The 19,026-nt window shown below is 72.7% G+C and carries 17 protein-coding genes; 12 read left to right on the plus strand and 5 right to left on the minus strand.

Going from position 1 to position 19,026, the window contains the following annotated elements; all coding sequences use genetic code 11:
* Positions 1 to 32 precede the first annotated feature (32 nt).
* From ACFPGP_RS14380 to ACFPGP_RS14400, 5 genes are all read left to right on the plus strand, one after another.
* Positions 33 to 722, plus strand: a complete 690-nt coding sequence (locus ACFPGP_RS14380) for a DUF6339 family protein (protein ID WP_378591272.1) — start codon at positions 33 to 35, stop codon at positions 720 to 722.
* A 75-nt stretch (positions 723 to 797) separates the two neighbouring features.
* Complete coding sequence (locus ACFPGP_RS14385; protein ID WP_378591274.1) at positions 798 to 2,456, plus strand: nuclease-related domain-containing DEAD/DEAH box helicase; 1,659 nt, start codon at positions 798 to 800, stop codon at positions 2,454 to 2,456.
* 185 nt (positions 2,457 to 2,641) lie between these two features.
* Positions 2,642 to 3,904 carry a T3SS (YopN, CesT) and YbjN peptide-binding chaperone 1 gene (locus ACFPGP_RS14390; RefSeq protein ID WP_378591275.1) on the plus strand — a complete coding sequence of 421 codons (1,263 nt, stop codon included), beginning with the start codon at positions 2,642 to 2,644 and terminating at the stop codon, positions 3,902 to 3,904.
* Positions 3,905 to 4,299: 395 nt separating this feature from the next.
* Positions 4,300 to 5,337 carry a hypothetical protein gene (locus ACFPGP_RS14395; protein ID WP_378591277.1) on the plus strand — a complete coding sequence of 346 codons (1,038 nt, stop codon included), beginning with the start codon at positions 4,300 to 4,302 and terminating at the stop codon, positions 5,335 to 5,337.
* 151 nt (positions 5,338 to 5,488) lie between these two features.
* Positions 5,489 to 8,185 (plus strand): cation-translocating P-type ATPase, encoded by a 2,697-nt coding sequence (locus tag ACFPGP_RS14400; RefSeq protein ID WP_378591279.1) that lies wholly within the window; start codon positions 5,489 to 5,491, stop codon positions 8,183 to 8,185.
* Between the two features lie 9 nt (positions 8,186 to 8,194).
* Here ACFPGP_RS14400 and ACFPGP_RS14405 read toward each other — a convergent pair whose 3' ends face one another.
* Together ACFPGP_RS14405 and ACFPGP_RS14410 are read right to left on the minus strand one after the other, a co-directional pair.
* Positions 8,195 to 10,288: an FAD-dependent oxidoreductase gene (locus ACFPGP_RS14405; protein ID WP_378591281.1), complete on the minus strand. Its 2,094-nt coding sequence runs from the start codon at positions 10,286 to 10,288 to the stop codon at positions 8,195 to 8,197.
* A gap of 61 nt (positions 10,289 to 10,349) precedes the next feature.
* The gene (locus ACFPGP_RS14410; protein ID WP_378591283.1) at positions 10,350 to 10,904 is read right to left on the minus strand and encodes a TetR/AcrR family transcriptional regulator; all 555 of its coding nucleotides are present in this window, start codon (positions 10,902 to 10,904) and stop codon (positions 10,350 to 10,352) included.
* Positions 10,905 to 10,968: 64 nt separating this feature from the next.
* Between ACFPGP_RS14410 and ACFPGP_RS14415 the strand changes: the two genes are divergently transcribed.
* The gene (locus ACFPGP_RS14415) at positions 10,969 to 11,877 is read left to right on the plus strand and encodes an alpha/beta fold hydrolase (RefSeq protein WP_378591285.1); all 909 of its coding nucleotides are present in this window, start codon (positions 10,969 to 10,971) and stop codon (positions 11,875 to 11,877) included.
* A 102-nt stretch (positions 11,878 to 11,979) separates the two neighbouring features.
* Here ACFPGP_RS14415 and ACFPGP_RS14420 read toward each other — a convergent pair whose 3' ends face one another.
* From ACFPGP_RS14420 to ACFPGP_RS14430, 3 genes are all read right to left on the minus strand, one after another.
* Positions 11,980 to 12,204: a DUF1918 domain-containing protein gene (locus ACFPGP_RS14420; RefSeq protein ID WP_378591287.1), complete on the minus strand. Its 225-nt coding sequence runs from the start codon at positions 12,202 to 12,204 to the stop codon at positions 11,980 to 11,982.
* An 84-nt stretch (positions 12,205 to 12,288) separates the two neighbouring features.
* The gene (locus ACFPGP_RS14425; protein WP_378591289.1) at positions 12,289 to 12,708 is read right to left on the minus strand and encodes a pyridoxamine 5'-phosphate oxidase family protein; all 420 of its coding nucleotides are present in this window, start codon (positions 12,706 to 12,708) and stop codon (positions 12,289 to 12,291) included.
* A 119-nt stretch (positions 12,709 to 12,827) separates the two neighbouring features.
* Entirely contained in the window at positions 12,828 to 14,129 is a 1,302-nt protein-coding gene (locus ACFPGP_RS14430; RefSeq protein WP_378591290.1) for an NAD(P)/FAD-dependent oxidoreductase, read from the minus strand.
* Between the two features lie 74 nt (positions 14,130 to 14,203).
* Between ACFPGP_RS14430 and ACFPGP_RS14435 the strand changes: the two genes are divergently transcribed.
* Genes ACFPGP_RS14435 through ACFPGP_RS14460 form a run of 6 tightly spaced genes read left to right on the plus strand, consistent with a single transcriptional unit; the run spans position 14,204 to position 18,857 of the window.
* Positions 14,204 to 14,743, plus strand: a complete 540-nt coding sequence (locus ACFPGP_RS14435; protein ID WP_378591292.1) for an RNA polymerase sigma factor — start codon at positions 14,204 to 14,206, stop codon at positions 14,741 to 14,743.
* Positions 14,740 to 15,591 (plus strand): zf-HC2 domain-containing protein, encoded by an 852-nt coding sequence (locus ACFPGP_RS14440; RefSeq protein ID WP_378591294.1) that lies wholly within the window; start codon positions 14,740 to 14,742, stop codon positions 15,589 to 15,591. The genes ACFPGP_RS14435 and ACFPGP_RS14440 overlap by 4 nt, the downstream gene beginning before the upstream one ends.
* Positions 15,588 to 16,445 carry an ABC transporter ATP-binding protein gene (locus ACFPGP_RS14445; RefSeq protein ID WP_378591296.1) on the plus strand — a complete coding sequence of 286 codons (858 nt, stop codon included), beginning with the start codon at positions 15,588 to 15,590 and terminating at the stop codon, positions 16,443 to 16,445. The genes ACFPGP_RS14440 and ACFPGP_RS14445 overlap by 4 nt, the downstream gene beginning before the upstream one ends.
* Positions 16,442 to 16,996: a hypothetical protein gene (locus ACFPGP_RS14450; protein WP_378591298.1), complete on the plus strand. Its 555-nt coding sequence runs from the start codon at positions 16,442 to 16,444 to the stop codon at positions 16,994 to 16,996. Before ACFPGP_RS14445 ends, ACFPGP_RS14450 begins: the two co-directional genes overlap by 4 nt.
* Positions 16,993 to 17,883, plus strand: a complete 891-nt coding sequence (locus ACFPGP_RS14455) for a hypothetical protein (RefSeq protein WP_378591300.1) — start codon at positions 16,993 to 16,995, stop codon at positions 17,881 to 17,883. Before ACFPGP_RS14450 ends, ACFPGP_RS14455 begins: the two co-directional genes overlap by 4 nt.
* Entirely contained in the window at positions 17,880 to 18,857 is a 978-nt protein-coding gene (locus ACFPGP_RS14460; protein ID WP_378591301.1) for a nucleoside hydrolase, read from the plus strand. Before ACFPGP_RS14455 ends, ACFPGP_RS14460 begins: the two co-directional genes overlap by 4 nt.
* Positions 18,858 to 19,026 lie beyond the last annotated feature (169 nt).

Here is a 19,026-nt window from a genome sequence, read left to right on the forward strand (position 1 = left end):
CACGGGCGATTGCAGACGCTGAGGCTGATCGAGTGGTCTCTGCCTACACGAGCGGCGGACTCGAGGCCGTGCAGTCACTCGTTCAGTTCGACCATCACCGCAAGAGGCCTGTGTCTTCGGGGCGAATCGCCAGGCCGGACGAAGTCCGCAAGGTGCGTGAGGGCGTTCTACCCGACGTGCTCCCGTGGTTGGAGCGCGGATACGTGGGGAGCTCGGAGGACAAGGCTGCCTTCGACAACGCACTCGGGGCCGCCTTGCACCGCGAGCTGAGCATCGTGCCAAGCGATGCCGCACACGAGGAGACTTGGAGCTTCCTCACCATCATCGTGTTCCCGGATCTCGCGGCAGTGCGCTTCTCGTCCCTGCACCGAGATCGCCTCATTGGCACAGGGCGAAACACCCTCCGTCGATCGTGGCAACGGCAAGAGGTGTTGGGGTCCCTGCTTCAGCAGGGCGACCCAAGAATGCGCGAAGACGAGCTAGTGGGGCTCTTCGAGCGAACTGCCATGGTACGAAACCGCCCCTTGGCTCGACAGGCGGTGAGTGCGGTGCTCGAGCGTCCAGGACGAGGACGAACGGAGTGGGCGAGAGAGTTCTACAAGGCCGTCGCCTTCCAGACCGGCGCACGCCTGCTGGACGTGCTTGATGACGCCGCCATCCAGGATGTGATCCGGCAAGCGGTTGACGCCGCCTCCCGACCAGTCGAACGTCCGTCCTCCTGATTCGTTGTATCTGCGCCAGCGAGTCTTACTGACGTGCGACGTACCTGCCAATATCGAGAGCGGGAGAGGCGGACCATGGTCAGAGTCGTTCCTGATCGGCCGACGTCTACTACGGCGTCGGAACAGCAGGTCTGGGATTGGTTGCGCGCCGGGCTCGATCCGGACGACATGCTGCTCGCCAACCTGCGCCTCACCGACGAGGACAAGGACCACGAGGCCGATCTCGTCGTGCTGCTGCCCGACGTCGGCATAGTGGTCGTCGAGGTCAAGGGCGGGAGCGTCTGGTGCGACGAGAGCGGGTGGTGGCAGAGGTCGAGGGGGCGCGACAAGAAGATCGATCCCGTCACCCAGGTGCGCACCACGAAGTACGCGATCCGTGACTACGTCGCGCGCGATCCGCGGTGGGGCAGGCGCAACCACGTCGCGTGGGGGCACGCGGTGGTCGCGCCGTACTCCGACTTCCCCGACGACTGGTCGACGCCCGACTGCCCGCGCTGGTCGCTGCACGGCCGGCGCGACCAGGCCGACCTCGTCGAGCGGATCCGCGAGAACGCCCGCAGGGCGGCGCAGGGCAAGCCGGCGCCGACGTACGACGACGTCGATCTGATCGTCGAGATCCTTGCCGGCCGCCTGCCCACGTCGTACGACGTGAACGCGGAGGCCGCGGAGCGGGCGGCGGTGGCGGACCGCCTGACCCAGGAGCAGGCGACGATCCTGCAGGTGACGCGCCTGCTGCGCCGGGTCGAGGTGCGTGGAGGAGCCGGCAGCGGCAAGACGGTGCTGGCGCTCCAGCAGGCCAAGGAGCTCACGCGCGGGCGTGGCGAGCGCAGGGCGGAGCGGGTGGCGCTGCTGTGCTACTCGATCGGGCTGGCGGAGTACCTCAAGCGGCAGGTGGCGGGCTGGCACCGCAAGGAGCGGCCGGCGTTCGTGGGGACCTTCGAGGAGTTCGGCCGGCAGTGGGGCGTCGAGGGCGGCTCCCGCGAGGACAGCGCGTTCTGGGAGGAGACGCTGCCGCGCCTGATGGGCGAGCTCGCGGCCGAGCTGCCGGACGGCAAGAAGTACGACTCCATCGTCGTCGACGAGGCGCAGGACTTCGCCGACAGCTGGTGGCGGCCGGTGCTGGGCGCGCTGCGCGACGAGGAGGAGGGCGGGCTCTACGTCTACTCCGACGAGAACCAGCGCATCTTCGCCCGGTTCGGCCGCCCGCCCGTCGCGCTGGTGCCGCTGGTCCTCGACCACAACCTCCGCAACACCCGACAGATCCACGGCAGCTTCGGCCCGCTCGCGCCGAGCCGGATGTACGCCCGCGGCGGCGACGGGCGCGAGGTGCGGTTTGTCGCGTGCACGGCGGACGACGCCATCCAGGTGGCGGACGACGAGGTGGTGGCACTGCTCGACGAAGGCTGGGACCCGGCCAACGTCGCGCTGCTGACCACCGGCCACCGGCACCCCGAGCAGCAGGCGCAGACCGAGCGGCACGGTCACCTGGGGTACTGGCGGTCCTTCTGGGAGGGCGACGACGTCTTCTACGGGCACGTGCTCGGCAGCAAGGGCCTCGAGCGCGCGGCCGTCGTGCTGTGCCTCAACGAGCGCGAGCCGCGCGACCGCGCGCGCGAGCGGCTGTACGTCGGGATGTCGCGCGCGACCGACGTGCTCGTGGTGGTGGGCGACCGGGCGTTCGTGCGGGAAGTCGGGGGGCACGAGGTGGCGAAGCGGCTCGGGATCGACTCATGAGCCGACCACGATGGGTGTGCGACTACTGCGGGACCACCGGCACCGTGCCGCCCGGGGAGGTCGTCGACAGCGTGCAGTGCCCGACCTGCGGTGAGCCCGTGGTCCCCCTGGACTGACCGTCCAGACCGACGCCCCCCGGGTGTCGGTGGTGGCGCCTAGCGTGGTCTGCGAAGGGGGTCGAGAGATTGAGTCGAGAGCACGAGGGATTCATCGGCGGGCCGGACGAGCACGACGAGGCGTGGACGGCATTCCGGCAGAGGTTGGCCGACCGGCTGGCGGGGATGGCCGAGGACGACGTGTTGCTCGTCCAATTGGCGACCGGTGTCGACGACGACGAGTTGGGCGGTGAGTCGCCGTATGTCCACGTCACTGCGCTGAAAGGGGAAGTGCTGCACGCCGAGGTGTCGAGCAGCTACAGCCTCGACGAGCGCTTCATGCTGACCGACGAGGCGGCGGCGCAGGTCGTGGCGCTGGGGTGGACGCACCCGGACGACGACCAGGTGGACAGCATCGACTTCGAGGCCGACCTGCCGCAGGGCATGGCCGACCTGCTCGCGGTGAATACCGTGCGGGTGCTGCGCGAGGTCTTCGGGTGCCTGCACCCGGCGTTCCTCGAAGCGCAGGGGCTCGAGCCCGCTCCGGCAGTGGTGCCGGTGCCCCCGCAGGCGGTCGAGCAGGACGTCGTGATGCCGCGTGGCGCTGCACACCTGCAGGAGCTCGTCGACGCGGCGCTCGAGGTGCTGTTCGACAGCCCGGCTCGCCACGACGAGGACGGCGACCTGCCGATCACGTGCGGCTCGTCAATGGTCTACGTGCGCGTCCACCAGGAGCTGCCGACGGTGGAGGTGTTCGCGCACCTGGTGCTCGACGTCCAGGACCTGGCCCGGGCTGCGCAGGAGGTGGCGCGGCTCAACAGGCGCTCGCCGCACGACCAGTTCCTCCTGCGCAACGGCTTCATCGAGATGCGCACGGCGGTGCTCGCCGTACCGTTCTGCGCCGAGCAGCTGCGCAACGTCGTGCAGCGGTTCTGCGGCTTCGCCGACCAGGTCGCGCTCGAGCTGGCCGAGCTCGTCGGCGGGCGGCGCTTCCTCGACGAGGAGGCGCCCGCGCCGGTCCACCCGGCGACCGAGCCGGGGATGGTCGTGCTGCTCGAGCTGCTGCACGCCGGCGACGTGCACCCCGCCACCGTGGCCGGTCTCTTCGCCGACGACCGGCGCGACCTGGTGCGCCAGATCGTGCGCGTGCGCCGTGGCCAGCAGGGGCTCGACGGTCACGACGAGGAGGTCGTGCTCGACCACCTGCGCGGCGCCCTGCGGCTGGTCGCCGACCGCGAGGCCGGCGTCGTCGACTCAGCGTCCCGTCGCCGGCGGACGCTGCCGAGCCGGCAGCTGTCGCTGCTCACCGACGGGGACCTCGGGCAGGGCACGTTGGAGACCGGGCTCGCCTGAGAGTGGGCGAGACCCTTGCCGCGGAGGACGCTCGGGATCCATCTAGACCGAGGACCGCCATCGTCTCCACCGTTGCCTGGTGAGCCACGCCGTTCGAGATCAGCCCGGTGCGCCACGCCTGGTGGGTGCCCGAGGAGCTTGGTGACGGCTTGGTGACGCCGGGCCGAGCAGGCTGACGCTGTACGTGGGACGAGCGCACCGGATCCGGCAAGCACGTCTGGCCGCGATTGAACTGCAGTGCGGCGGCAAGCGGCTCGGCGGCGAGGTGCAGGTAGCGCGGGGGTGTCGTGGCCGGTCAAGATCCAGTGCTGAGTGCTGAACCACAGCACGAGGAGAGACCAACCAGTCGGCTCTCCTCCTACGCGTTCGGAGCCTACTTCGCGATCGGTCTGGGCATGGTCGCCACGCTCGTGTTCTCGGTCTCGACCGAGCCCGACTGGGAAGTGGTGGCCACGTCGGTGATGTTCGCCGCCGCCTCCCTCGCAGCAGGCGCCCTGCTGGGGCTGCTCTTCGGGGTTCCGCGGAGCCTCGGCATCGAATCGGAGGAAGCCCGTCGCTCGGGTGGCGTCGCCCAAGCCACGCTGCCGAGCATCGGTGCCAACACCAACCTCGAGCAGATCTCGGACTGGCTCACCAAGATCATCGTCGGCGTCAGCCTCACACAGCTGGCCAGCATTCGCTCCGCTGCCTCGGACCTCTTCAACTTCATGGCTCCTGTCCTCGGAGGACCACCGACCGGAGCCGCGTTTGCAGGCACGATCACGGTCTACTTCTCGGTCGTGGGGTTCTTGAGCGGGTGGCTCTACGCAAGGCTGCGCCTCGGGATCGCCATGAGCTCAGCAGATGCATGGCTTGCGCTTGCTCACCGTGCCGACCGCGCAGGCGACCGCGAGACCGCGCAGCGGGCCATGGAGGCTGCCAGCACGAGCGTTGCCCTCGCGGCCTCCTCGGCGGAAGCGCCGATCGCTGCCGAAGCAGACATCGAGAGCCTCGCCGCGCAGTATGAGGAGATCCGGAACACCATGACTGGCAGCCCGCGTCGGACAGCGCGCATGGAAGACGTCGTGAGGAGGACGCGATCGCTGGCGCAACGCGGGCGGTTCAGCGTGCAGGACATCAGTGGGCTCTTTGCCACTGGAACGGAGGGCCGGAGGATCGTCGCGTTGGCGCTCATGGAGGGGAACACCGACTACGCGGACGTGGCCGCGGTTGCCAGCGCGATCAGGCAGCCAAAGTCCGCGTTCGAGCAGTACCACGCCCTCTACGTCGCCAATCTCCTGGTGTCGACGCTCGGCACGGACGAACGGGCCGTGCTCCGTCAGGCTCTCGAGGATCCGGCTGCGATTCAGCTCTGGAGCGGTGACACTAGTCGAGCGAGCCTCCACCACCGGATCATGTCGAGGCTCATCGCATCCCCCGGCAACGCCGACTGACGGCGGCTCAGCAGAAGCGGTCCTCGGGCTCCGCGCCCGTGAGCGGGGCGAGGTCCTGCCCGGGTTCCGCGCCCGGGATCGGGCCGCGGTGCAGACCTGATCCTCCGGGCTGAGGGAGGCGAGCGGTCCAGTCCGGTGCTCGAGTGGGCCCATGACGACCACGAAGGGCACGTCAGTACCGCCGTACGCCCGCGACGTGGGGGAGGTGGCGGCCGAGCAGGGGTCGGACCTCGAGCAGGGACTGAGCGCGGCCGCGGCGAGCCAGCGACTGGCCGACGTCGGGGCCAACGAGCTGCAGAGCGAGCCGCCGCCGTCACTGGTGAAGGTGGCGGTCGGGCAGCTGATCAACCCGATGAACATCATGCTGATCGCGGTGGTGGTGATCAGCGTGGTGATCGGGCAGCTGTCGACGGCGGTGATCGTGGGGCTGCTGATCGTGCTCAACGTCGCGCTCGGCACGCGCCAGGAGCTCAAGGCGCGGGCGAGCGTGGACGCGCTGGCCAACCTGCAGGTGCCGCAGGCGAAGGTGGTGCGTGACGGTTCGCTGGCCATGCTGCCGGCGGTGGAGATCGTCCCGGGCGACCTGGTGCAGCTCGAGGCGGGCGACGTCGTACCGGCCGACGGGCGGATCGTGCGCAGCGCGACGCTGGAGGTGCAGGAGGCGGCGCTGACCGGGGAGAGCGCGCCGGTGCCCAAGGACGCCGGGACGCTGGCGCACGAGGACGTCGCGATCGGCGACCGGGTCAACATGCTCTTCCAGAACACCTCGGTCACCCGCGGTACGGCGAGCATGGTGGTGACCGCGACCGGCATGGGCACCGAGATGGGGCAGATCGCGACGATGCTGTCGTCGGTCACGCGCACGAAGTCCCCGCTGCAGCAGGAGCTCGACGGGCTGACCAAGGTGCTCGGCATCATCGCCTGGAGCGCGGTCGCGTTCATCGTCGTGGTCGGGCTGGCTCGGGGGATGGACGGCACCGACCTGCTGCTGCTCGGCACCGCGATGGCGATCTCGGCGATCCCGACCGGCCTGCCGGCGTTCGTCTCCGGGATGCTGTCGATGGGCGCCAAGCAGCTCGCCGACGCCAAGGCCGTGGTCAAGAACCTCACCGACGTCGAGACCCTCGGCGCCACCAGCGCGATCAACACCGACAAGACCGGCACGCTCACGCTGAACCAGATGATGGTCTCGACGCTCTACAGCGCGGGGTCGTGGTTCACGGTCGAGGGCGAGGGCTACCGCAAGTCGGGCGCCATCCTGAGCGTGGCCGGTACGCCGGTCCCCGACTTCACCCGGCTGGACCTCGGGCTGGCGCTCGACAGCGACGCCACCGTCGCGGACGACGGCGCGGTGGTCGGCGACCCGACCGAGGCCGCCCTCGTCGTCCTGGCCGCCAAGCTCGGGGTCGATGCCGAGGAGACGCGGCGGAGCTACCCGCGGATCGCCGAGGTGCCGTTCGACTCGGAGTACAAGTTCATGGCGACCTTCCACCGGGTCACCGTCGACGGCGCGGAGCACCTGATCGAGCTGGTCAAGGGTGCTCCGGACGTCGTGCTGGCGCGGTGCAGCACCTCGGGCGGGGCGCTGAGCACCAGCCAGGTCCCGATCGAGGAGACCCGCGCCGGCATCGAGGAGGCCAACGCCCGGATGGGCGGCAAGGGTCTGCGGGTGCTCGCGTTCGCCGCGCGGGTGATCGACCCCGAGCTCGAGACGACCATGACCAGCGACCCGATGGCGATGACCCACGAGCTGTCGTTCGTCGCACTCGCCGGCATCATCGACCCGCTGCGCAGCGAGGCCCGTGACGCCGTACGCATCGCACTCGCCGCCGGCATCGACGTCCGCATGATCACCGGCGACCACACCGTGACCGCCAACGCGATCGGCGAGCAGCTTGGCCTCGGCCCCGGCGCGATCACCGGCACCGACCTGCAGAAGCTCACCGACGACGAGCTCGCCGCGCGGCTGCCCGAGCTGCACGTCTTCGGCCGGGTCAGTCCGGAGGACAAGCTGCGCCTGGCCCGCGTCATGCAGGAGCAGGGCCTGATCGTGGCGATGACCGGCGACGCGGTGAACGACGCCGCCGCCCTCAAGCAGGCCGACATCGGCGTCGCGATGGGCACCGGCAGCGAGGTCTCGCAGCAGGCGGCCCGGATGATCCTCACCGACGACAACTTCGGCACCCTCGTGCACGCGGTCGAGCTCGGCCGGCGGGTGTACGCGAAGGTGGTCAGCTACGTCCGCTTCCAGATGACCCAGCTGCTCGGCCTGGTCATGCTGTTCATCGCCGCGACGGCCTTCGACGTCAACGAGGGGGTCGCGATGACGCCGTCGATGGTGCTCTACCTGCTGTTCTTCGTCACGGTGGCCGGGGTGATCGTGATCTCGGTCGACCCCGGCGACCCCGACGTGATGAGCCTGCCGCCGCGCGACCCGAAGCTGCCGATCACCCACCGCGGCGCCGTCCTCACGTGGCTGCTGTACGCCGCGGTGCTGTTCGTCGCGGCCTTCCTCCCACTGGTCGCGGGGCCGGACGAGCCGAGCACCGAGCACCCGACCGCGGCGGTGACGATGACCTTCCTCGTGATGGGGCTGGGCACGGTCTTCAACGCGATCACCAACCGCCGCGACCCCACGAGCGGGCTGACCGAGCCGCTCTTCCAGGCGGTCGCGATCTCGGCGTTCCCGGTGGTGATGCTGATCCTGGCGACCGAGCTGCCCGGTCTCAGCGAGGCGCTGGGCGCCCAGGAGCTCACCGGCAACGAGTGGCTGGCGTGCTTCGGGCTGGCCGCGCTGCTCCCGCTGGTGGTCGAGGTCAGCAAGTGGGGGCGTCGGCGGCGCGCCTGACCGGTGCTCTCATGCCCGGCGTGCTCCGCGGGGCGTGAGCAGGAAGGGAGTGCCGACCCGTCGCATGCCGGGCAGGTCGACGAAGGTCATCGCCACGAGTCCGGGTCCCTCGGGCGCGGCGCGGATCTCGTCGCGCACCAGGCGCCAGGGCCACGGGGAGTCGTGGGCGTAGGAGATGACGAGCGCCGGCCGGCCGTCGGCCAGCGACGGCGCCTGCGCCAGGCGCATCGGCAGGGTCTCGACCAGGTGGCCGTCACGGCGTACGAGGTTGGCTCCCTCGATGTCGCCGGCAGCGGTGTGCCAGAACCGCTTGCCGTACCACCGGGGCAGGCCCAGCAGGCCGAGGCCCGCCGGGGCGATGCGGGCGAGCGGGGCGACGAACGACGCCTCGAGGTCGCCGGCGGAGTCGTGCAGCACCGCATCGGTCTCCGGCGGCCGCAGGTCGGACCACTGCCGCCGCAGTGTCAGGAGGCTGGTCGCCGTCGGGACGACGAGCTCCGGCCGGTGCGGCGGCCGTACGTCGGTGTCCGGTGCGGGGAAGGTGCTCGCGAAGCGCTCGGCGAGGGCGGTGATCGTGAGCGACGGGTTCACGCCGAGGTTGGCGGGGATCACGCTGGCGTCGGCGATGTACAGGCCCGGGTGGCCGAAGACCTCGTGGCTCGCGTCCACGACGCCCTCCGTGGCCTCGCGGCCCATGACCGCGCCGCCGAGGACGTGTGCCGTCACCGAGAGCCCGCCGAGGGACTCGCCGAGCAGGTTGAGCGGACGCCCGCCGGACGCCTCGGCGAAGGCCCGCGTGACCGCGTTGGCGACCGGGAGGTTGCTCGGCGGCCGGGTGCCGCCGGTCATCCGGGAGCGCAGCGCGCGGCGCCACGGCTGCCACGGCGAGCGCCGCAGGTCGAGCGCCAGCTCGCTGTCGTGGCGCTGCATCGTGGTCAGCACGGTCAGCCGCCGGAGGAAGTCGCGCGCCCCCACCAGCCGGGCCTGCGCCAGCGGGTGCCGGAACAGCGACCCGATCACCCGCCCTGCGCGGCGGGCCCGCCGGTCGTCGTCGACCATCGGACCGAGCTGGGCCCGCATGTGCCACCCGCCGATGTAGCGGTTCTGGGTGATGTGGGTGCGGGCGTCGGGGTGGAAGTGGCTGGAGATCGTGGGTCCGTCGGAGAGGTCCTGTCCGGACGGCTGCAGCACCGCGGTCAGCGCCTCCGAGTTGGTGCGGACGTGCCGGCCGAGCTCCTGCGAGACCTGCGGCAGGGTGCCGAGCTCGTCGCGGCAGCGCAGCAGCAGCTCGACGGTGCCCAGCACGCCGCCGGCCAGCACCACACGGCGCGCAGTCGTGGTCCGACCACGCCCTCGGCGCCAGGGGTGCCGCGTCTCCACGACCCAGCCGGCGCCCCACGGGCGCAGCGCGGTGACCTCCGACTCGGCGCGGATCTCGACGCCCCGCCTCTCGGCCAGGTGGAGGTAGTTGCGGGTGAGCTCGTTCTTCGCGCCGTACGGGCAGCCGAGCAGGCACTCGCCGCACAGTCGGCATCCGGTGCGAGCAGGCCCCTCGCCGTCGAAGAACGGGTCGGGCTCGGTGACCCCCGGCCTGCCGAAGTGGATCGCCGTCGGCACCGGCCCGAAGGTCTCCCCGGCTCCGACCGCCACGGCGGCCTCGTGCAGGTAGGTGTCCATCCGGCCCTGGTGGGCGCACGTCACCCGGCCGAGCATCCGGGCGGCCCGCCCGAGGTGCGGCGCCAGCGCCTCGCGGTCGATGCCGAGCCGGCGGAGGGCGGGCGCGTCGTAGAAGTCGTCACCGGGCTCCAGCAGCACGCCGGCCCAGACGATGGAGCCGCCGCCCACGCCGGTGCCGCCGATGATCGCCATGTGCCGGAAGATCCGCTGCCAGAAGAAGCCACGGAGCCCGACCCCGGGCTGCCAGAGGTACGCCCTCGGGTCCCGCCGCGCGCGCAGCAGGTCGTCGTCGCTGAGCCGCCGTCCCTTCTCGAGGACGGTCACCGCGTGCCCGGCCTCGGCCAGGCGCAGCGCGGTCACCGCACCGCCGAACCCGCTGCCGACCACGACGACGTCGGCGTCCCATCCCTCCGTAGGGCGCTGCACAGCCCCAACCTAGTGGCGCTCCGCGCCCTGCGTGGGTGTGGTCTGGGCGTGACCCGTCACCTCAGGCCCGCGCGAGGGCACGCACCTCCCGCTCGATGGCGGGCCGCATCTCGAGGTCCGGGTCGAGGATGAGCCGGTGCAGGAGCAGCCCGTCCAGCATGGCCATGAGGGCGCGGCTGGCCAGGACGGGGTCGGGGATGCCGATGGCAGCCAGCATCTGCTCGGTCCACCCCTGGAACCGGCGGTGTCCCTGCCGCAGCCGTTCGCCCATCTCGGGGTCGGAGGCCAGCTCGAGGAACAGCGCGTAGCGGGCACGGGTGCGGACGGCGTGCGGCTCGATCTGCAGCTCGACCATGCCGCACAGGCCGTCGAGGAAGCCGTCGAGGCCCTGGTCCGAGGGGACCGCAGCGGGATCAAGCTCCTCGAGCTCGCGCTCGACGATCCAGTCGATGACGCCGACCTGCAACGCCCGGCGGGTGCGGAACCAGTTCGAGGTCGAGCCCGGCGGGAGGCCGGCTCGCTGGTCGACGCGGGCGTGGGTGAGGGCGCGCACGCCGTCGGCGCCGACGAGCTCGACGGCCGCCTCGAGTGCGCGCTCCCTCGTTCCCGGGGGCATGGACACCTCCTGGTCCGGCTCTTACTATGAACGTAGTATTTCACGTCGTACGTCAGGGGTCGCCATGGACACGCCCGAGCCGCACCACATTCGTCCCGCGAACCAGGCGACGTGGTCGCCACCGATGCCGGAGGCCGCCGGCTTCGAGCACCTCGTCGTCGAGACACCGGGTCTGCGCAGCCACGTCGCCGCGATGGGTGAGGGAGACCCGGTCGTGCTGCTGCACGGGTTCCCGCAGCACTGGTGGCAGTGGCGCGAGGTCGCTCCCGTGATCGCCGCGGAGGGCCACCGCGTCTACTGTCCCGACCTGCGGGGTGCTGGGTGGACCGTGGCTGACGACCCGCGCGTCGAGCGCGAGACCCGCCTGCGCGACCTCCTGGCGCTGTACGACGCCCTCGGCATCGAGCGCGCCCACCTCCTCTCCCACGACATGGGCGCGATCACCGCGATCCAGCTGACCTACGACCACCCCGAGCGGGTCCGCGCAGCAGTGCAGCTCTCGGTGCCGCCGTTCTTCATGAGCTTCAGCCCGAGGTCGATGCCGGGCTTCCGGCACCTGCCGGCGTTCATCTGGCACGAGCCGGGCGCGTCGCTACGCGGCACCTTCTCCGAGGCGTACGTCGCCCACCCGCTGCCGGAGGAGACCATCGACGCCCACCTCGCCCCGATGGCGCTGCCCGCCATCGACGGCGCCGTGCGCCCGCTCACCCGCGGCATGATCCTGCGCGAGGCCAGGCGGATGGCCGGTGGCACCTACCGCCGCAAGCGGCTCACCGTGCCCACCCTCGTCGTGCTCGGCCGGAAGGACCGCCCGTGGACCGAGGACCTCATGGCGCGCACCTGCCGCAAGCCGGAGCGGTACGCCGACCGCCTGGAGTTCGCCTACGTCGACGACGCCGCGCACTTCATCACCGACGACGCCCCCGAGGCGGTCGCCCGGCTGGCCCTCGACTGGTTCGCCCGAGCGGCCTGACCGCCGGGCGCCCGACGCTCACCCGAGCAGACCGGCCGTCCGCATCCAGGACGTCGTGGACGCCGACGATGCCGCGGGCCCCGAGCACCTGCTCGTCCCTGGTCAGGCGGTGTGCGTGACGAAGGCGTCCGGACCCGGGTAGGTCACGCCCTCGTGCCCGTCCTTCCAGCGCACGACGTACGGCGGCGCGCCATCCTCACCGCGTACCTCGAGGATCTCCCCCTCGCGGGGGGACTGACCCACCGTGCGGCCCTCCACCACCAGGTGATCGCCGACCTTGGCCTGCATCGCGGCACCCCTTCCGTCTCCCGGCTCGGTGAGATCCACGATCGTCCTCTCGGCCGGCTGCCACAAGACCCGCTGGGCATCTGCGTGGTCACCGGGGTCGCCGCTGGGCCGGCGGCCGTGACCTCAGGCGGGCAGGAGCCGCCGGCCCGAGATGTCGTGCGGGGTGATCCGGACATGGAAGCTGTGCTCGCCCTCTGCCCAGGCGTGCGGCCGATCCTCGTCGCCGGCCGGGAGGTCGGCGTCGTCGACGTGGACGGCATCACCCCGCACCAACACGCTCCAGCCCGACTGGTTGAAGTCGTCGACGTCGTCGATCTGGAAGGACGCGGAGCCGGAGCGCAGATGATGAGCCAGGGTCGACTGCGAGGAGATCTGGATGAGGACGGTGCCCTGGTCGAGCACGTAGTTCACCGGCAGCACCACGGGTCCCAGGTCGTCGCAGTAGGCCACCCTGCCCACCCGGTGGCTGGCGAGGAGCTCGAGGCACTCCGCCTTGCTCATCTCCTTGAGATGGCTCGGGAACCAGCGCTCGTCCGGGCACACGGTGATCCCTCCTCTGCTCGTCTCCAGAGTTGCGCGACGCCGGCGTCGACACAACCCCGACCGTGACGATGCCTCACGCCGGCGGAAGGACGAGGGCGGCGTTCGCGCCCCGTGCGCTGTCAACCCATCACCGACGAGGGCGCGTCGGTCGGCACCTCGCGCAGCCGCGAGAACGTGCCGAGGTCGATCGGGTGGCCGGTGTGCGCACCGGTGACGACGACGGGGTCGGTGTCGTGGTCGTGGCCGGACTCGACGGCCTCGACCAGCTCTCGCATCAACCGGCCGACCACGGGGGCGTTCTTGAACTGGTTGCCGCTGGTGCCCATCGCGACGTAGAAGCCCGGCTCGGCGGTGCGGTCGTAGATCGGGGTCCAGTCGGAGGCGACGTCGTAGACGCCGACGATGCCGCGGGGCCGGGTGGGGACGGCGAGGTCGGGCATCCGGCGGGCGGCGCGGGTGAGCTGGGCGGTGAAGACCGCTACGGTCGGGTGGTCGCCGGCAGCGTCGGGGTCGTCGAGCCAGTGGAGCGGGTCGCAGGCGGGTTCGGTGCCGCCGACGAGGAGGGCGTCGCCCTCGGCGGCGCGGGCGTAGGTGCCGAGGTCGAGGTCGGCGACCGCGACGCCGGGGCCGCCGGCGTTGAAGCCGGGGGGAGCGACGACGTGGTGGACCTCCTGGCGCAGCGGGCGTGTGGCGACGCCGAAGTCGTGGCCGGTGCCGGCCATCTCGTTGATGCGGGCGGACCACGGGCCGGCGGCGTTGACGACGACCGGTGCCTCGAGGGTGTCGCCGGACTCGAGGGTGATCCGCCAGTCGTCGCCCGCGCGGGAGACGGCGGTGACGAGGCGGTGCAGCAGGTAGCGGGCGCCGTGCGCCTGCGCCGCCGTACCGAGGTTGTGGGCGGCCAGCTGGGGGTCGGTGACGTAGCCGGCGTCCGCAGTGAACAACCCGGAGACGTGGCCGTGCGCGTCGGCGAAGAACTCCTCGGAGTCGACCGGCTTGGGCGGGCCGTACGAGCCGGGGTCGAGGTGCGGCAGGTGGCGCGCGAGCTCGGCGCCGTCCCAGCGCTCCCACGGGACGCCAGCGCGGTCGAACAGCGCGGTCGTCGCGTCGTACGTCGCGTCCCCGGCGCCGAGGACGGCCATCCCGGTCTGCTCGAAGCGGGCGAGGCCCGCCGGGTCGTCGTGGCCGAGGTGCTCGGCCCAGGAACGCCAGCCGTGCAGCGACTCCCACGCCATCGCGACGCCCGACCACGTCGAGTAGTTGAACCGCACGATCGCGCTCGAGGCGCTGGTCGAGCCGTGGCCGATCCCGCCGGCCTTGTCCACGACGACGACCCGGCGACCGGAGCGGGCCAGCTCGAGCGCGATCGACGACCCGATCACGCCGGCCCCGATGACCACCACGTCGGCACTCAGGCTCATGTCCGCAACCTACGACGTCGAGACCACCAGAATGTCGGTGAACCGATCCGGCGTCTCGGTGGAACAGAGAGATTGTGACCGTCGACCAGGACCCCCGCGCCGACCGCGACCTCCTCCGGGAGATCGCGGCCGGCGACCGTGGCGCCCTGCACACGCTCTTCGCCCGGCACCAGCCCTGGCTGGCCGCACGCGTGCGGCAGCGGTGCAGCGACCCCGAGGTCGTGGCCGAGGTCGTCAACGACACGTTCCTGGTCGTCTGGCAGAAGCCCAGGTCGTACAAGGGCGACGGCGAGGTCGCGGCGTGGCTCTGGGGGATCGCCATCCGCACCCTGCTCCACCGCCTCCGCCCGCGGAAGCCGGTGGTCGAGCGGCTGGTGCGGCTCCGCCAGGAGCCCGAGCCGTCGGCCGAGGAGGCCGTGCTGCTCGCCGTCGAGCACGGCGACGTGGGCGACGCGCTGCAGCGGCTCTCGCCCGAGCTGCTCGCGGTCGTCCAGGCCACGGTGCTCGACGGACTGACCACGCGTGAGGCCGCGGCGCTGCTCGGGATCCCGAGCGGCACCGTCAAGAGCCGGATGAGCCGGGCCCGGCTCGAGCTGAGGGAGGCACTGCTGTGAGCACGACCGAGTGGCACGCCGACGAGGCCCACGTGGCCGCCTACCTGGCGGGCCGGGCACCCCGGGCCGTCGCCGTCTCCCTGGAGGCCCACCTCCTCCACTGCGCCCGCTGCCGGGAGCAGGTCGCCCTGGGCACGCGCGACGACGAGACGGCGGTGGCCTGGGCCCGGCTCACCGACGCCGTCGACCGCCCCTCGCCGTCCGTCGTACGCCGTCTGGCCGGCGGTCGCGGATGGGCCCGCTCGGTGGCGGCGACGCCGCTGATGGTGCGGGCCGCCGCGGTGGCCGTGCTGCTGGTCGGCGTGGTCCCGCTGGCCACCGCGCTGGCGGCCGGCTCGGCCGGGCTGGTGACCCTCCTCGTGCTGGCCCCGCTCGCGCCGATGGCCGCGGTGGTCGTCTCCTACCGGCAGGTCGCTGATCCCGCGGGGGAGATCAGCGGGGCCACCCCGAGCGCCGGACTGCGCCTGGTCGCGGCCCGCGCGCTCGTGGTGGGCGCGGTCGCCCTGCCGCTCGCGCTCGGCGTGCTGCTCGTGGTCGACCGCCTGGTCCAGGACGTGCCGCTCGCGCTCGCGCTCGGCTGGTGCCTGCCCGGGGTGGCGATGGCGGCGCTGGTGCTGCTCGCCGGCACCACCCGGGTCGACCCGGTGTGGGTGGCCGCCGGGCTCGCGGCGAGCTGGGCGCTCGTCGTCGGCGTGGTCGTGACCGTGCGTCGCAGCCTGCGCCCCGAGCTCCTCGCCGACGTGCTCGCCTCGCCCACCGCCCAGGTGGTCGCGCTCGCGGTCGCCGCTGCCGCCCTGCTGCTCACCGTCGCCCGCCGCGACGCCGTCGCCTACCGGAGGACCTCATGATCGCCACCACCACGACCACCGCCCTGCACGTCGAGGGCGTGGTGAAGACGTTCGGCCGCACCCGCGCCGTCGACGGCGTCTCGCTCACCGAGGCGCAGGGCGTGATCGGCCTGCTCGGCCCCAACGGCGCCGGCAAGACCACGCTGCTGCGGATGCTCGCCACGGTGCTGGCGCCCGACGCCGGCGACCTGCGCGTGCTCGGCCTCGACCCCGCGCGCGCCGACGAGCGGGTCGAGATCCGCCGCCGGCTGGGCTACCTGCCGCAGAACCCCGGCCTCTACCCGGGCTTCACGCCGTTCGACCTCGTCGACTACGTCGCGATCCTCAAGGAGCACACCGACCCGACGTGGCGACGCGACGAGACCCGGAGGGTGCTCGAGGCGGTCGGGCTCGAGGACGTCATGCACCGCAAGATCCGCACCCTCTCCGGGGGCATGAAGCAGCGGGTAGCGCTCGCCGCCGCGATGCTCGGCAGCCCCGAGCTGCTCGTGCTCGACGAGCCCGCCACCGGGCTCGACCCCGAGCAGCGCCTCCAGCTGCGCTCGCTGCTGTCGGCCTCGCGCACCGTGGTCATGTCGACCCACAACATCTCCGAGGTCGCGGCGCTCTGCCAGCGGGTGTACGTCGTGTTCCACGGCGCCGTCCACTTCTCCGGGTCGCCGGCCGACCTGGCCGGCCTGGCCGCGGAACGCGTCTGGGAGGACGACCAGCAGGATCCCCGCGCGATCCGCAGCTGGCTCACCGCCACCGGCACCTTCCGGCACCTCGGCGACCCGCCCGCGGGCGCCGCGGTCGTCGACCCGACGCTCGACGACGGCTACCTGCTGCTGGCCCGGCGCCAGCCGGGCCGGTGAACGCCTGGCTGGCCCCGACTGCCCGCGCCACCTCGTGGGGTGCGCTCGCGGTCGTGGGCCTGGCGGTGGCCGCGCTCGGCGCCGGCGCGGCGTACGACGGACGCTGGCCGGGCGGCCTGCTGGGCGTCATGGCGGGCGTGCTCGCCGCGGCCGTGGTGACGGGCCTGCGCGACCCGGCCGAGAACCTGCTCGCCGCCGTACCGACCTCGGCCGCCGTGCGCCGGGCCCGCCGCCTCGCGCTGCTGCTGCCCGTGGCGGCCGTGGTGTGGGTGGCGTACCTCTGGCCGGGGCACGACCTCGTGCCCGGGCTCGGGTGGCCGCTCGGCCCGGCCGCTGCGCTGGTCGCCACCGGCGTCGCGGTGTGCGCCTGGGCGCCCGCCGGCCGTGGCGTCGCGGCCGGCGTCGCCGCACCACTCCTCTGGGTCGCCGCGGCCCGCGTGGTCGGCGACACCGACGGCCTGGCCGGCGACGTGCTGCTCGCCTGGCAGGCCCACCCCTGGACCGTGACCGCCGCGGCGACCGCCGCTCTGATGACTGCGAGAGATCGATGACCACCTCCCTGATCACCCCGGTGCGGCCCGGCTCGACCGGTGCCGCCACCGTCCAGCTCGCCCTGGTCGAGGGGCGCCGGATGCTGCGCAACCCCGCGCCGTGGCTCGGCCTCCTCCTGTCGATCCTGTACGCCGCCAACCTCGACGGCAGCTGGGCCAGCGGCCGCTACGAAGGCCTGCCCGTGTCCATCGCGCCCCTGATGCTCGGGATCTCGGTGGCCGCTGTCGGCGCGTTCGCCCGCGAGCGGGTTCCGGTGGCCGACGACGCCCCGCTGGGGGCGTCCCGCCGCAACCTGGCCCGACTGCTGGGCGGTCTCACCCTCGTGGCCCTCACGGCCGCCGTCGTCGTCGGGGCGGCGACGTGGCTCCGTGTGACGGACGGCCTGGCTCTCGGTGACGAGCCCGGTGCGACCGCCCACGCCCACTTCTCGGCTCCTGAGCTGCTGCAGCCGGTGCTGCTCGCGGCGTTCGCGGTCGCCCTGGGGGCCGCGGCCGTCCACGTGGTGCGGCAGCCGCTGGTCGCCGCGATCGGCCTCTTCGTCTACTGGTTCCTGATCAGCACCTACTGGCTCTTCAACGGTGCGGTGCTGCGCTGGCTGACGCCGCTCCAGGTGCAGCCGGTGTACGTCGAGGTCGGCCCGCCCGACACCGACCCCACGACCTTCCCGTACGACTGGCTGCTCGCGCAGCCGGGGGACTACCAGGACTACTGGGCCCGCCTCGTCGTCTCCCCGTCGCTGGCGGCGTCGCACGACCTCTACCTGGTCGCGCTGACCGCGCTGCTCGCCGCGGTCGTGCTGCCCGGGCCGTGGCGCCGGTGGCTCGTGGCCGGTGGGCTGACGCTGGCTGCGCTCGCGGTCGGCCTGCAGATGACGGTGACGCCGTGAACAGGTCCGCCGCGCTCGCCCTTCCGGCCGCCCTGCTCGTCCCGGTGCTCGCGCTGGGCGCCTGGAGCGGGCCGAGCGACGACGACGGCGAGACGTCGTACGAGCTGGCCGACGCCGGTGCGGTGAGCGACCCCGTGCCCGTCGTCGTCGACACCGACCTCGGCGGCGACGACCTCGCCGCGCTGGCCCTCCTGCTGCGCCACCCCGAGGTGCGGGTGGAGGCGATCACGATCGCCGGCACCGGGCTGGTCGGCTGCGACCCGGGCGTCGACGTCGTGGCCGACCTGCTGACCGCGCTCGACCAGGAGCCGGTCCCGGTCGCCTGCGGCCGGGAGGAGGCCGGCCCGGGTGCGCTGTCGATGCCGGTGGGGTGGCGGGAGACCGCGGCGCGGGGCTCGGGCATCCCGCGGGCCGGCTCGACCCTCGAGCCGTCGAGCGTGGCGGCGCCCGAGCTGATCGGCCGGCTCGCGACCCGGCACCCCGGGCTGGTCGTGGTCGCGCTCGGCCCGCTGACCAACCTCGCCGACCTGGCCGGCACCTCGCCCCGGGCCTTCCAGCACCTCGCCGGCATCCGCGCGATGGGCGGCTCGCTCGACGGACCTGTCGTCGACGGTGTCGCCGAGTGGAACGCCGCGGCCGACCCCGCGTCGTTCGACGCCGTGCTCTCGGCGGCGGGCGTGCCCCTGACCCTCGTGCCGGAGGACGCCGTCCCCGACGGCACGCCTCCGCAGCTCTCCGCGCCGCTCGTCAGGGACGTGGCGGCCGAGGTCGACTACCCCCGTTGGTGGGACCTCGCCACGGCCGCGTCGCTGGTGTCGCCCTACAGCGGCACGGTCCGGCCCGGCGCCTGGCGACTCGACCCCGCCGCGCCCGGCCGGCTGGTGCGCACGGGCTCGGGTGGCGTGGACGTCGTCGTCGAGCTCGACGAGGGTTACCTCGAGGAGGAGTACGCCAGCGTCTTCGTGCCCGCCTGAGGCGTCGGACCCGCTTCCCGGCGCGCGCTGCGGGTGTGGCTCCTGCCGGTCGGGCAAGACTGGTGGCAGCACAGCTTCGGGGACACGGGGGAAGAGCGATGCAGGTGGTGACACTGCCGGGGGACGACGAGCTCGCGCTGGTGATGCTGCGGCCGGGCCACGACGGGGT

The sequence above is a fragment of the Nocardioides taihuensis genome (assembly GCF_042657275.1).
GTDB classification, from domain to species: Bacteria; Actinomycetota; Actinomycetes; order Propionibacteriales; family Nocardioidaceae; genus Nocardioides; species Nocardioides taihuensis.

Coding starts and splice junctions, on each gene's coding strand:
- ACFPGP_RS14455 (WP_378591300.1), top strand. CDS start 16,993: ATGACCACCTCCCTGATCACCCCGGTGCGGCCCGGCTCGACCGGTGCC.
- ACFPGP_RS14400 (WP_378591279.1), top strand. CDS start 5,489: ATGACGACCACGAAGGGCACGTCAGTACCGCCGTACGCCCGCGACGTG.
- ACFPGP_RS14395 (WP_378591277.1), top strand. CDS start 4,300: ATGGTCGCCACGCTCGTGTTCTCGGTCTCGACCGAGCCCGACTGGGAA.
- ACFPGP_RS14410 (WP_378591283.1), bottom strand. CDS start 10,904: ATGCCCCCGGGAACGAGGGAGCGCGCACTCGAGGCGGCCGTCGAGCTC.
- ACFPGP_RS14445 (WP_378591296.1), top strand. CDS start 15,588: ATGATCGCCACCACCACGACCACCGCCCTGCACGTCGAGGGCGTGGTG.
- ACFPGP_RS14385 (WP_378591274.1), top strand. CDS start 798: ATGGTCAGAGTCGTTCCTGATCGGCCGACGTCTACTACGGCGTCGGAA.
- ACFPGP_RS14430 (WP_378591290.1), bottom strand. CDS start 14,129: ATGAGCCTGAGTGCCGACGTGGTGGTCATCGGGGCCGGCGTGATCGGG.
- ACFPGP_RS14415 (WP_378591285.1), top strand. CDS start 10,969: ATGGACACGCCCGAGCCGCACCACATTCGTCCCGCGAACCAGGCGACG.